The sequence below is a fragment of the Halobacillus litoralis genome (assembly GCF_020524025.1).
Taxonomy (GTDB): Bacteria; Bacillota; Bacilli; order Bacillales; family Halobacillaceae; genus Halobacillus; species Halobacillus litoralis_D.
This window is the reverse complement of the sequence record NZ_JAIVKN010000001.1, coordinates 595,288-608,444: the sequence shown is the minus strand read 5'-3', so window position 1 is coordinate 608,444 and position 13,157 is coordinate 595,288. Positions and strand designations below refer to the sequence as shown.

At 42.2% G+C, this 13,157-nt stretch carries 15 protein-coding genes; 2 read left to right on the top strand and 13 right to left on the bottom strand.

The window, feature by feature from the left end:
• Positions 1-102 precede the first annotated feature (102 nt).
• The 9 genes from LC036_RS03270 to LC036_RS03230 form a co-directional block, all read right to left on the bottom strand.
• A complete protein-coding gene (locus LC036_RS03270; protein ID WP_226578169.1) occupies positions 103-1,605 on the bottom strand; it encodes a UDP-N-acetylmuramoyl-L-alanyl-D-glutamate--2,6-diaminopimelate ligase in 1,503 nt (500 codons plus the stop codon).
• Between the two features lie 191 nt (positions 1,606-1,796).
• Complete coding sequence (locus LC036_RS03265) at positions 1,797-2,240, bottom strand: nucleoside deaminase (protein WP_226578167.1); 444 nt, start codon at positions 2,238-2,240, stop codon at positions 1,797-1,799.
• A gap of 87 nt (positions 2,241-2,327) precedes the next feature.
• The gene (locus LC036_RS03260; RefSeq protein WP_226578165.1) at positions 2,328-2,879 is read right to left on the bottom strand and encodes a hypothetical protein; all 552 of its coding nucleotides are present in this window, start codon (positions 2,877-2,879) and stop codon (positions 2,328-2,330) included.
• Between the two features lie 128 nt (positions 2,880-3,007).
• Positions 3,008-3,154: a hypothetical protein gene (locus tag LC036_RS03255; protein ID WP_226578163.1), complete on the bottom strand. Its 147-nt coding sequence runs from the start codon at positions 3,152-3,154 to the stop codon at positions 3,008-3,010.
• Between the two features lie 63 nt (positions 3,155-3,217).
• Positions 3,218-3,553, bottom strand: a complete 336-nt coding sequence (locus tag LC036_RS03250; RefSeq protein ID WP_226578161.1) for a hypothetical protein — start codon at positions 3,551-3,553, stop codon at positions 3,218-3,220.
• Between the two features lie 198 nt (positions 3,554-3,751).
• On the bottom strand, positions 3,752-3,892 hold the full coding sequence (locus LC036_RS03245; protein ID WP_226578159.1) for a hypothetical protein: 141 nt from the start codon (positions 3,890-3,892) through the stop codon (positions 3,752-3,754).
• A gap of 73 nt (positions 3,893-3,965) precedes the next feature.
• Complete coding sequence (locus LC036_RS03240; RefSeq protein WP_226578157.1) at positions 3,966-4,802, bottom strand: phytoene/squalene synthase family protein; 837 nt, start codon at positions 4,800-4,802, stop codon at positions 3,966-3,968.
• A gap of 2 nt (positions 4,803-4,804) precedes the next feature.
• On the bottom strand, positions 4,805-6,280 hold the full coding sequence (locus LC036_RS03235) for a phytoene desaturase family protein (protein ID WP_226578155.1): 1,476 nt from the start codon (positions 6,278-6,280) through the stop codon (positions 4,805-4,807).
• On the bottom strand, positions 6,277-7,761 hold the full coding sequence (locus LC036_RS03230; RefSeq protein WP_226578152.1) for a phytoene desaturase family protein: 1,485 nt from the start codon (positions 7,759-7,761) through the stop codon (positions 6,277-6,279). Before LC036_RS03230 ends, LC036_RS03235 begins: the two co-directional genes overlap by 4 nt.
• Positions 7,762-8,018: 257 nt before the next feature.
• Between LC036_RS03230 and LC036_RS03225 the strand changes: the two genes are divergently transcribed.
• Positions 8,019-8,219: a hypothetical protein gene (locus LC036_RS03225; protein WP_226578150.1), complete on the top strand. Its 201-nt coding sequence runs from the start codon at positions 8,019-8,021 to the stop codon at positions 8,217-8,219.
• A gap of 73 nt (positions 8,220-8,292) precedes the next feature.
• Positions 8,293-8,415, top strand: coding sequence for a YjcZ family sporulation protein (locus LC036_RS03220; RefSeq protein ID WP_226578147.1), 123 nt, complete (start codon positions 8,293-8,295; stop codon positions 8,413-8,415).
• A 286-nt stretch (positions 8,416-8,701) separates the two neighbouring features.
• Here LC036_RS03220 and LC036_RS03215 read toward each other — a convergent pair whose 3' ends face one another.
• The 4 genes from LC036_RS03215 to glp all read right to left on the bottom strand — a co-directional run bounded on the left by LC036_RS03215 (position 8,702) and on the right by glp (position 13,033).
• Positions 8,702-10,063 (bottom strand): TrkH family potassium uptake protein, encoded by a 1,362-nt coding sequence (locus tag LC036_RS03215; RefSeq protein WP_226578144.1) that lies wholly within the window; start codon positions 10,061-10,063, stop codon positions 8,702-8,704.
• 166 nt (positions 10,064-10,229) lie between these two features.
• Entirely contained in the window at positions 10,230-10,655 is a 426-nt protein-coding gene (locus tag LC036_RS03210; RefSeq protein ID WP_226578142.1) for a YwpF-like family protein, read from the bottom strand.
• A gap of 85 nt (positions 10,656-10,740) precedes the next feature.
• The gene (moaA, locus tag LC036_RS03205) at positions 10,741-11,754 is read right to left on the bottom strand and encodes a GTP 3',8-cyclase MoaA (protein ID WP_226579975.1); all 1,014 of its coding nucleotides are present in this window, start codon (positions 11,752-11,754) and stop codon (positions 10,741-10,743) included.
• 4 nt (positions 11,755-11,758) lie between these two features.
• Entirely contained in the window at positions 11,759-13,033 is a 1,275-nt protein-coding gene (glp, locus tag LC036_RS03200; protein ID WP_413229819.1) for a gephyrin-like molybdotransferase Glp, read from the bottom strand.
• Positions 13,034-13,157: the final 124 nt, after the last annotated feature.

Here is a 13,157-nt window from a genome sequence, read left to right as displayed (position 1 = left end):
AAGTTTTACAAATACCTGCGATAAGCTTGAATATCGCCTACCCCAATTTATTCAGCATCGTAAACGCAAAAACCCTTAGAGAAGAGGCTCTAAGGGTGAGTTTCATACCAGTTTTTTAGAAAGGGACACCTGATTAAAGTATTGATCAATCACTTCAAGTTCCGAGTAAGGAACCTTTTCATCACCAATAACTTGATAGCCTCCAAATCCTATTCCCGTCAACAGGACTAAATCTCCTGATTCGGCAAGATCAAGTGCGTGGTGAATGCCTTCTTCCCTATGCAGTTTCCTATGAATATGAGCGGATGAAGGTTGTTTAAATCCACGGCAGACATCATCGACAACCTCCTGCCTGCTGGCATGTCCCGGCTGGTCGACACTGACAATTATTTCATCTGCTTCTCCCTCAATGACTTCAGCCATAAGAGGACGCTTTTTAGGATCCCTGAGACCGATGCCTGTAATCATAACAATCAATTTTTGATGAGGGATGTGATGAACTGCCTCCAACACATGACTTAAAGCATCAGGTGTGTGTGCATAATCAAGTAAAATCTGATAAGGTACGTCCTTTTCTACCAGCTGAAAACGACCTTCTGGTTTACGGATATTTTGAATGACAGTCAATATTTCTTCTATCGAAAAACCAACCTGATGACAAGCACCGATTGCAGCGAGAAGATTTAATACATTGTACCGTCCAAAAACAGGAGCAGATACGTGGTACTTGACTCCAAACGCATCCATATCAAAGGATGTTCCTTCCCTAGTCGTTTCAATATTAGAAGCTTGTATATCAGCACACTGACTGATGCCATAGGTGAGCAGCGGGCCTGGGAAATTCTCAATCAGTTCATCCGCCATCAGAGGGTCATCGGCGTTGATGACCGCTTGAGAGGATTGTTGAAACAACTTTATTTTAGCTTGTTTATAAGCTTCCATCGTTTGATGATATTCCAAATGTTCTGGTGTTAAATTTGTATGAACAGCCACATCAAAGTGGATGGTATCTAAACGCTTCTGATCAAGGGCGATCGAAGTCGTTTCAATAACGGCAGCTTTCATTTTCCTATTACAGAAATATTCTAAAGCGCGATGAATATCGGGGGCTTCAGGTGTAGTCGGCACGGATTGTTTAAACTCTGTCTTCTGCTTATCATCCCATATGCCAGCTGTCCCCAAACAGCCGGTGCGGAAGGATAAACCATTGAGAAGAGAATGGGTAAACGAAGAAACTGTTGTTTTCCCATTTGTGCCTGTTACACCAATTGTATAGAGGGAATCAGAAGGAGAACCACAAACAACTGAGGAGAGCCTGGCCAAAGCAGAGCGACTATCATTCACAGACACAAAACTAATGTGAGGAAAAGCTCCTGCATATGTATGAAGTCGTTCGCTGTCTGTTCCAATAATCGTCTTTGCGCCTTTATTAATTGCTTGATTTATATAAAAATGTCCGTCTTGATTTTCACCTTTAATACAAACAAAAGCATCGTCTAGTTCAATTTCACGGGAATCGTAGGCTACGGAAGCAATCATCTGACGATCAGGGCCCCAGAATGTACCAGTAAACAGCTCATTGAGAAGATACTCTTTTCTTTTCATATCATCATCCTTTAATCAAAAATACACTTTACCTCGATAAAGTATTCTACAATAACTTCTGTTCCCGAATTTTCTATCCGTAAAACGCCCTTTATTATCGTAAAACCGGCCGGTGGCAATATAGTGAGTGCACGCGAGAAGAGAGGTCTTCTTTTATTTCCCAAACAAAAAAGAGCCTCCTGAAAAGGCTCTTACTCAAACAGCTGCAATCCTTCATTGTTCAATACCTTCCCCTTCACATCCGGTTGGTAAGGACTGTTTTTAAATACTTCTTTACAGGCAATCATAATCCCCTTCCCTTTCTTTTCTGCCATCTGTTTATTCGAAACACTGTAGACCACACGCCCAACACCGGCAAAAATAATGGCTCCTGAACACATCACACATGGTTCACAGCTTGTGTAGAGCGTATAGTCTTTTAAATCGCTGATTTGATAATCAGTGCAGTACTTTCGAATGAGCGCAAGTTCTGCATGATGGGTGGGATCACTGTTCGTATTAACATGATTTCCCTCTCTCATGACGACCTCTCCATCTTTGACGAGAAGAGCACCAAATGGTTCATCACCTGCTTCTATACACTGCTTTGCAATGTCAATACATTCCTGGATATACAATTCGTCGCTGCTTGACATCGGACCCCTCCACTCTTTCATTTAAGAACACTTATTCCCTTAGATGTATGTCATTACTCAATATACAGCACGTCAGCGTTAATGGAATTAAAAATCGATGCCATTCTTTTCAGGTGCATCACTGATGATAGCCGTTCCTTTTATATTTTCCTGCTTGATATCAGGCTGGACGGATGGGTTTGATGGATACGTCCCATCCTGATACGTTAATTGTTTGTAAGCTCCTTTCATGCCCCCGCCTGCCACATACATAACAAGATTCTTCCACCCATTGGTCTTTTCATTACTCACGATTACCGGACTTCTCACTAAAGAGAACTTGGTCTTCACCTGGTATCGATTATCCTTTTTTTCAAGTAGAATGGCGCTGCACCCTCCTGTTCCACAGACCATCGGCCCGCTTAAGTAAACAAAGACTTCCGGTACTCCATCCTCATTCAAATCGACTTTGTTGTACCAGTAACGAATGGTGTCCTCCCCTTTCTTCAATTGAAAAACACGACTGAATATTTCTTCAATTTGCTGATTCTTTTCTGTCTCTGAAGTCATATATGTGACATCTTTCAATGTCTGCGATGACCCGGACTGAGGAAATAGGAAAACCACCAGACAGCTCAGGATGACTAAAAAGTATTTCATTTTGTATCGACCTCCTTTCCCTATAGAGTTTCCTAAGTATGGCTGTTTACTTGTATCGGATTATTTTTTAACCCAAAAACCCATACGAAATAGAAAAAGCAGCATCCGCGGTGGATGCTGCTTTTCTTCTAAAGTAAACGAATATGTGTAATTTTTGACTGAGGATGGTTTTTCAAATGATCTTCACGGGCTTTCTCTTTATGACTGGCAAACACAGGAACCTGCTTCACAATCCCTGATTTTGCTTGATAATAAATCAAATACTTCTCCGCCACGCTCACCTCTCCTTTCCGTACGATCCAATTCGTTGCTACAAGTATTCGCCGGTTAAAGAGGTTTTATACGTGTTTTTCAATTTCCTCTGCTGTTTTTCCAGCGTACAATCCTCCATGAACAAGTCCTACCGCTAAAAGAGAAACCATCCCGCTTATAGTGACAGCATAAGGGGCCGTCCCCTCTCCACCCAAAAAAATGGAGTAAAGGTAACCAATGACCATACTCAACATCACAAGAAATAGAAACGGCAGCTGTTTAAAGAAAATAAGTGTCAGGGCACTTGAAAGAAAAACAAAGGTGATCATGATGAAAAAGGGGTAAGTAAAAAACACCATAGATTCCATAGAATCTCTCCCTTCAAGGTTACAAGAAACAGATGCAGACTTAATCACTAACAAAAGAATCACCTGTACAAATCGTTCACGTCCCCTTTTTCATTTAAAAAAAGCACCTTCGCATTAAAGCAGGAAAACAGCTGTCAAAACTGTTGTAAAGATTCTTCGTTATCGCTGATAAAAAATCCTTCTACCGGAAAAAAGATTTAGTAAAAAGTTTGTTAACCATCTGCTCAGATGAGAGGATGTTAGTTGGAAAGCTCAGGCTTGTTTATAGATACGTTTAAATGGTTGATTCAATGACTGTGGCTGTGCTTTCTCCATTCCCTGTCCTGCTTCACGCACGAGTACCGGTTTCTGAGCCTGCTGATCACCAAGGCAAGTACATATGAATTTGTACAAAAATCAACCACCAGTATCGGATGTGGATTATATAATCATTTTTATTAAGGTTCGTGGAAATAAAAGAAGCAGATTACTGCATCTCTGCAATAATCTGCTTCTTTCGTTTGTCTGAGACAAAATTACGCTTTCCAAAAACCTGGTATTCATTTTTCCTGACCGTTGGCAGAATGGCACGGTACATTTTTGCTGCTCCTCCGACAGGTGTCCTTGAATAAACAGGATAATCAGGCAGCGTTTTTGCAGCCCTGTCGTAATACATTTCGGCATCCTGCGCCAGGTCTTCCCATAAATTAACGAAAGCAGGATTGACTCTTTGTTCCTGAAGATCAACAAATGTATATCCGTGCTTGTCCATAACATCTTTAGGTAAGTAAATTCGATCGATCTCCATATCTTCTCCAATATCACGCAGAATGTTGGTCAGCTGCATGGCATACCCAAGTTCAATCGCCCCTTTCTTTAAAGAAGCGACTTTTCCTGGTGCAATGACAGGTAAAAGCATCAAACCTACTGTACTTGCTACATGATAACAATAGTTAAGCAGATCTTCCTTCGTTTTTAAGTCTCTGGGATATAAATCCATCCGCTGCCCTTTAATCATGTCATAATAAGGTTCCGGATCTATTGAAAAATTTCGAAACACATCATCGAGAGCCACCCAGCAAGGGTCGGTTAAATCGAGCTTACCTTCCATAAATGCATCGAACTCATAAGCGAAGTCTTCAAGTTCGGCTTTGGGGTTTTGTCCTTCATCGACAATATCATCGGCACGGCGGCAAAAGGCATAAATGGCCCATACCGCCCTTTTCTGCTTTTTTGGCAGCATCGCGAAAGCTTTGGAGAACGTTTTTGAATGCTTTTCAATTACTCCACGACAATGATCGTATGCTTGATTTAAGTCCGTCATCACTAAACACCTCGCTTGTAATTATGCCTTTCTTTTGCACCAAATTGCAAATAATCTGCCAACAATTTTGCCCCCTGCATCACTATCGGAACCCCGCCGCCCGGATGCACAGATGCTCCAACAGCATACACATTCGTCAGGGAATATGGCTGCAGTTGGGGACGAAACACGCCCGATTGAAAAAGAGTTGGGGCGATCCCGAAGCTCCCACCGGAATAAAGACCATCTTTTTCAGCTTCCTTCGGCGTCCGCACATGCATCCATTCGGTATGACTTCTTAAATTCGGAAAACCTCTGTCTTCCATTTCATTCAGTACTTTCTCAATGAGGGCATCTTTCCCGCTCCAATCTACTCCCTCGCCTGTTGGAACAGGAATAAGGGTATATAGAACACCTTTTCCCTCAGGTGCAAGCGAATCATCTACTATGGATGGATGAAAAGTGTAGAAAGAAGGGTCATCCGGGAGCTGCTTGTCGGTAAACACCTGCTTCATATGATGATCAAAATCACTCGACATGAAGAATTGATGAATGGAATCACTCTCATAAATTTTGTCCAGCCCCATATATAAAAGCAGACATCCAGAGGAAGGGGTGTATTTACGGTTTAATCGTTTTTCATTCTTCAACAGCTGATCCATGATTGGAAAATCACCATTTAATACTACATCATCAAACGAATGCATCTGTCCATCTGCAATCAGGGAAGAAGCCTGATCACCGCTGGTCACAATTCTTTCGACAGCCTTCCCTGTGTACATCTGTACGCCACGCTTTTCAAGCTCTTTCGTTATAATTTCGACAAGATGGGCGTAACCTCCTTTTAAATACCAGATTCCATGTTCGTGCTCACTATAGGAAACAAGTGAATACATAGCTGGAGACTGTTCAGGATGACCCCCGATGTATAAGGTTTGAAGAGTGTACGCTTCTACCAGGCGTTCATCATCGAAGTAACTGCGCATCATCTTCTTGACATTTTGATAAGCTTTTAACTTCATAAGCGTCTTTAAATTCTTCCTTGAGAAGAACGTGCGCTTCTCAACAAACGACTGCTCGAGGAATTGAGCTTTCCCTTGCAGGAAACGAGCTTTCATATCCTTTAAAAAACGATCGAAATGAACTTCGTTTCCTGGAAAAATCTTTTGTAATTCTTCTTTTTGTTTCTCTGGATCGGCATATTTTCGAAACGACAATCCGTCTGAAAAATGGATATGATAAAGCGGATCACATGGAATTAAAGGAATACTGGTTCTATCTATACCTCCTTCTTCCAAAATGCTGAGGAGCATTTCCGGTAAAAGGACAATCGTAGGCCCCTGATCGATCTTGAATTCTCCATGCCGTTCATAAGTAAGCCGGCCGCCCAGATAATCGTTTTTTTCATAAATAGATACTGTGCGGTTTTTGTCCTTGGATAGAAGTAAAGCTGTCATTAAGCCTCCGATTCCGCCTCCAACGATTGCTGTATGACTCATATTGGCTGTACCTCCTTCTCCCTGATCCAACCGGTCGTTATACGAGCGGATTCTAAAATTGTCGGCAGTCCGCTTCCCGGATGTGTGCCTCCGCCAACGAGCCAGCAGTGATCCAGCTCCTGGAAGCGATTATGCGGACGGAAATACATCATCTGTGAAAGCTGATGGCCCATACTAAACGTGGCCCCCTGATGAACAAAATGGTCTGTCTGCCACTGTTTTGGTGTAAGGACTTTTTCAACAACTACATGGTCACGAATATCCGCAAAACCCGTCTTCTTCTCAATCTCGTCATAAATTAACGCTTTAAATGTTTCCTGCTTTTCTTCCCAGTCAATTTCTGAGTAATTGTTAGGGACCGGTGCAAGGATGTAAACAGCTGAGTGTCCTTCCGGTGCAAGGGTTGGGTCTGTGACACTGGCATTATGAATATAAATTGAAGGTTCGTCAGAGAGGACAAGGTCTTTGGTCATCTCCTCTACATTCTTCTTATAATCCTCTGCAAAAAGAATGGTGTGGTGGGGCATATCGTAGACTTTATCGAGACCTACATAAATCATGAACGTGGAACAAGAGAACTTCTTCTTTTCTAATTTCTCTCTGGAGTGTTTCTTAAGGACGCCATCATCAATCAAATTCGTCATCGCCTCAGCAAAATCAGCATTTACAATATACTCATCCGCCTCGACCTTTTCACCGGAGTCAAGCTCCAGTGATTGAATGGCTTTATCCTCTACATGAATTCGTTTCACCCCTTTACCGAGGTGAAGGGTCCCTCCATGCTCGACCGTAACTTGAGCCATGGCTTTCGACAGCTGATTAACCCCGCCTATTGGATGGAAAACTCCCCATTCATGCTCCATATAGGATAAGATGGAGAACGCTCCCGGACATTCCCAAGGCGACATTCCCAGGTATTTTGCCTGGAACGTGAAGGCAATTTTCAAACGTTCATCCGTAAAGTAATCGGAAAGCACATCATAAACAGATTTGCCCAGAGAGAGTTTTGGAAGAGCCTTTAAAGCCCTTTTACTTACATAATCCGTCAGTCTATGATGCCGGGTCTGTAAGAGGGGCATAAGGGCCTCCATCTTCTCTCCTGTGTCTTTCATAAACCGTTCATATCCCCGCTCATTCCCTGGGAAATGCTCACGGATAACGTCCAGCATCTGTTCACGGGCACGGAACATCGGTACTCTTTTCCCGTCAAATTGAAGTTCATACATAGGAGCCAGTTCCTTTAGATCCATATAATCATGCACATCACGACCGGACATTTCAAAGATTTCTTCCATAATCTGCGGCATGCTTAAAAATGTAGGACCTATATCGAATGTATAATCTCCGAGTGTAAAGTGTCCGTTTCTTCCCCCGACATATGTCTGTTTTTCATATACATGGACATCGTATCCTTGTGAGGCTAGAATCATGGCGGAAGCTAATCCACCTGGTCCTGCTCCAATAATGGCTATTTTTTTCATCGCATTCACCTTTTTTATAAGACATCTATTGTTCAACCATTATACAAAATATGTACAACAAGGACCATTATTAGTACTTTTCTAATGTGCTCCTATAATTGCTACTATCATGATGTACCCTCATTACGTTTGTTATAACCACAGAGAACAAGTTTTGATTGTAGTATTCGACACTGGTGTCAAAAACCCTTTATACAATATACCCGAAGGATAAAAAAGGGATATATGGGCAGAATACCTGCGAAGGAGGCTTGGTTATGTACGCAAATCAAAGAATTTCTGGTCCTTATTATCCTTCCCATACGACCCAGTCACCACCTCATAACCAATATAGTAATGAACAGCTGAACCACTGGTGTGAAGAAATTGACCAGTGTGACCACCACCAGGAGCAGGCCAACACAATGAATCAAAAGAGTAAAATAACCAAACTGGCACCGCCGACATTCATGGATTGATATCTGGGTGAATGACTATACCCCTTCCTCCCCTCCTGCATAGGCTAGGAATGTAACCACAGGAGGTGAGCTTATGTACGGAGGCTATCCTTACGGGGGAAGACGTTGTCATCGTCCACGTTATGGGAATAACTTTGCCCTGATCGTCGTATTGTTCATCCTATTGATTATCGTAGGAGCAGCATTTTACTGCTAAGAACAATGAAAAAGGCTTTATCAATGAAGCCGACCAATAGTATAAGAGCAGGAGATCGAGAGAAGGGGCGTTAACGCCCCTTAACAAGTATAATCTATATCTTTTACTAAAAACACAGCTGTCTGACAGCTGTGTTTTTTATTTGGCCCTTACTTTCTGAATCAAATCCTTCACCTGTTACTCATGTTAAAAAAATAAACAAAGGAGACCGTTTCATTCAGAAACGGTCTCCTTTACTCAGACAATAGGATTTTTCTATTTATTTTTTCATCTAAAGACCATCGTATCAGCCGATAATAATTCTCTCTCTTGGATAATGGTACTTCCCTTGCGCTTTATCATTTTTCTTAAATGAGAATAAAAACGTCAATAAACCAATTCTTCCAAGAAACATTAAGAGCATCAATACACATTTACCAAAGGTCGTTAGTCCTGAAGTGATTCCTAAAGAAAGTCCCACCGTACCAAAAGCCGAACATACTTCAAATACGATTTCATTCAACGTAAATGGTTCCGTAATTGATAAAACAATTACAGCACTGAAACAGACAAATAAAGCAACAATCGTAACAACAACCGCTTTGTTCAAATCTTCCGCATGGACTTCACGACGGAAAATACGTATATGGTTTCCTCCGCGGGCAAACGTAAGAACGAAAATGACCACCAGCGCAAAAGTGGTTGTCCGTATGCCGCCCCCGACACTACTAGGAGAGGCACCTATAAACATCAGTGATGACATAAACAGTTGAGTCTGCTCGGTAAATTGATTGATATCCATCGTCGATAACCCTCCACTTCTGGTGGTTACCGATTGGAATAAGGCATAGAAAAAGATCTCATGCCACGATTTGTCTGTGAAAAAGTGGTTAAATTCTAATATTACAATCATAATTGTCCCCACAACGACGAGAGCAAAAAATGTAAAAGATGTCAGTTTCGCAAACAAGGAAAAACGGATCGACTGTTCTTCTTGATTCTGCAGCAGGTACTGCTTAATCTCAATAAGAACAGGGAAGCCAATCGCACCGGCGATGATTAAGATAATGTTAATGAATTGAACGAAATAATCATCTTTAAATGGAATCAGCGATTGTCCAGTAATATCAAATCCTCCGTTGGTCATCGCACTTATTGTGCCAAAGAAGCCTTGTAAGTAAGCTTCACCAGGATCAAAATATTCCAGAAAATAAGTGCCTAATACTAAAAATCCAATCAGCTCAATAAGAAGAACAACGAGAACGATCTGTTTAACAAGACGCACCATTCCCTGGAACGATGTTTGGTTCTGATCGGTCATGATCAGTCTTCTTTCTTTTAAGCCGATTTTTTTCCCGAGCATCAGCCAGATCAAAGTTCCCAATGTCATCACGCCGATTCCACCAAGCTGTAGAACCAGAGCTAATATGAAAATTCCCGTTGTACTAAACGTTTCTGCTGTCGGGACAGTGGTTAACCCTGTCACGCTGACAGCACTGACTGCGGTGAATAAAACATCTATAAATTCAAGTTTCACCCCGTCACGGTGAGCAACAGGCAGAGCAATTAAAATTGATGAAATGGTTACAGCGACCAAATAATAGACGCCTATTAATTGAAATGGCGATAAATCATTAAGCCAACGCAGGCCTTTTTTTCTCACCCACATACTAAAACTCCTTTAATGCTGCTATTTCTTTACGGTGCAGACCACCATTCATAGTATAGCAGGATATTCGACAGATTACTTCCCCTTTTCTGGATTGAAAGGACAACATTCCATTTACACAAGCAGAAGGCGTCTGGGATTTCCCAGACGCCTTCTTAGGCTGCCCTCATGCTTTCGACTCAAGGCCCTTTTTCTTAAATTGTTCCAACAGTTCTTCGCCTTGATAACCTTCATCCATCAGCTGCTTTAAGACTTTTTCTACCTGCTCCTGCTGACGGTCAATAATCGTTCCCATAAAAATGACATTCATCCCATCCCCGATTCGGTTGATGTCAATGGGTTTGACCATAAAGGTAGCAGGACGATTGGTCTGCTTGGTAATTTTGGCCTGGATAATGATCTCTTCTTCGTTCCGATGCATGGCATCAAAAAAATCATTATAACTTTCATCCACGTACACTTCAATCACCCAACGGCCATGATCGTCTTCTCTATTGATGATTAAGCCATCCTGAAGTTTAATTCTTCGTTGTGTGATGTCTTCATTCTTCTCTTCTACGATGTCCAAAGAAATCAGTTTAAAGGTTTTCATTTCGAATGACCTCCGCGAATGTTCGTTATATTTATTATAGAGGAAGAAAAGGGTTTTAGGAAAGTCTAATCGACCTTTTTTTCAATTATCCTCCAATATAGGACATTTCGATTTTGTTTCCCTTCATTGGTTTTCCTTGTGCGCGGTCCACGGAATATTGATCCGCACGGCCTTCCCAGACATGAATCAAATAGTCGGTCATTTCTTCGTCTGAGTAATCTTTTCTTAGAAAATCACGCAGATCATAACCAGAAGTAGCGAATAAACAGGTGTAAAGCTGCCCATCTGCAGATAAGCGGGCACGCGTACAGCTGGAACAAAACGCCTCGGTTACGGATGAGATAATCCCAATCTCGGCATCTCCATCCTCATAACGGTACCGGGAAGCTACTTCTCCATAATAATTTGCATCCAGAGCAACAAGAGGCATTTCTTCATGAATTTGTTCAATGATCTTTTTCTTAGACACGACGGCATCCATATTCCATCCATTATGATTGCCGACTTCCATAAATTCAATGAACCGGAGTGTATCACCAGTTTCTTTAAAATAACGGGCCATAGGGAGAATCTGGCTTTCATTCATCCCATTTTTTACGACCATATTAATTTTAATCGGCAATCCCGCCTGTCTGGCTGCTTCAATTCCTTCAAGGACGGGCTTAGTTTTCACCCCGCGTCCATTCGTTTTCTGGAAAACCTCATCTTCTATGGCATCCAGACTGATATTTACCCGGTCAAGTCCGGCTTCTTTCAGCTTCTGTGCCTGTTTCACTAACATAACCGCATTTGTTGTCACTGCTATATCTTTAATGCCGTCAATTTCTTTTATACGACGAATCAGTTGATCAAGATCTTTCCTAAGTAAAGGCTCTCCACCCGTAAGTCTTATTTTTTCAACACCAAACCGTGCAAAAATGCGGACAAGACGGATGATTTCATCAAAACTTAACAGCTCCTCTTTTGGCAAAAAGGAATAATCCGGACCGAAAATCTCTGCAGGCATGCAGTAGGTGCACCGGAAGTTGCATTTGTCAATGACAGATATTCTGAGATCTTTGATAGGCCGGCCCAACCGGTCGATAATATGTGATTCGATACGATCACCCCTCCTGAAATATGTATTGTCCGTTCTTTTCTTCAAGGAGAATCGCTTCCACCTGATCTCCCTTTGTATACCCTCTCGTACCTCCCTTAAGAACAATGAGAGTATTCGTATGAGCAAGTGATGACACAACTGCTGATTTATCCATCCCGGAAGGAGTGACCATCACCTGTCCGTCGCTGAAATCCAGAGCACCCCGCACGAACCTTGTAAATGGGTTAGGCTTTTTGAAATCTTCTCCTAACGCAGCCGTAATCCGGCGGTGATAAGGACGTTGACGCCCCATTATGCTCTGAATCATCGGATATACGAAAAGTTCAAACCCTACATAACAGGCAGAAGGATTCCCGCTGAGTCCATACAGCAGTTGACCATTCTGTTCAGCAACTGTGGTCACACTCCCTGGTCTCATAGCGACTTTGTTAAAAAGTACGTTCGCTCCCAATTTCTCATAGATATCAGGCATCAGATCATAGTCTCCCACACTGACTCCTCCGGTCGTAATGATCAGATCATAGTCCGTTAAAGACTGGGATATGGCCTCAAAACAAAGGTCAAAATCATCATCCAGCTTCCCGAGATACGCTCCTTCTGCACCCGATCGTTCCAGCTGGGCAAGGATCATATGTGCGTTCGAGTTACGGATTTTACCAGGTGTAAGCGGCTCATCAACATCCAAAAGTTCTGTTCCTGTCGCAAAAACACCGACACGGGGTTTTCTATAGACGCTCACCATAGAATAGCCGAATGTCGCAAGAAGAGCCTTTACCCCGGGATTGATGACAGAGCCCTTCTCAACAAGGACCTCTCCTTCCTTCGTTTCTGATCCCATTTCAATAATGTTCTGGTTATGTTCCATTTTTCTCTTTAACGTCATATACGATTGTCCATTTTCTTCACTGGTCCGGCATATTTCAAACATTGCCACACAGTCAGCGCCCTCAGGGATTTCTGCCCCTGTCATAATTCGTACCGCTTCCCCTTCTTTTAAAGGGCGGCTTGCCCGGTGGCCCGCGCCGACGGTTTCGTTAACGACGAATGTGCCTGGATTTTCTCTGGATAAATGCTGTGTATCCTCAGACCTCAGAGCAAATCCGTCATAGGGGGATTTATGAAACGGAGGAACAGGATTGGTTGCAAGCAGATCCTCAGCTAATATGCGTTCATCACACTCATGAATAGACACCGTTTCTTTTTGACCTTTATATTGATGTTCCATTACTTTTTCTACAGATTCCTGTACCGGTATTGGTTTTCTATGTAAATGAGCCATCATTTTCGATCCTTTCTTCCAAAAAAATTGTTCCTTCTCTCTTTGAACATATAGGAATATTCACATTTTTCAAAGATTGTCGAACATGATGATTGTTATTTCCCTCATTTTTCTGATACTAAAC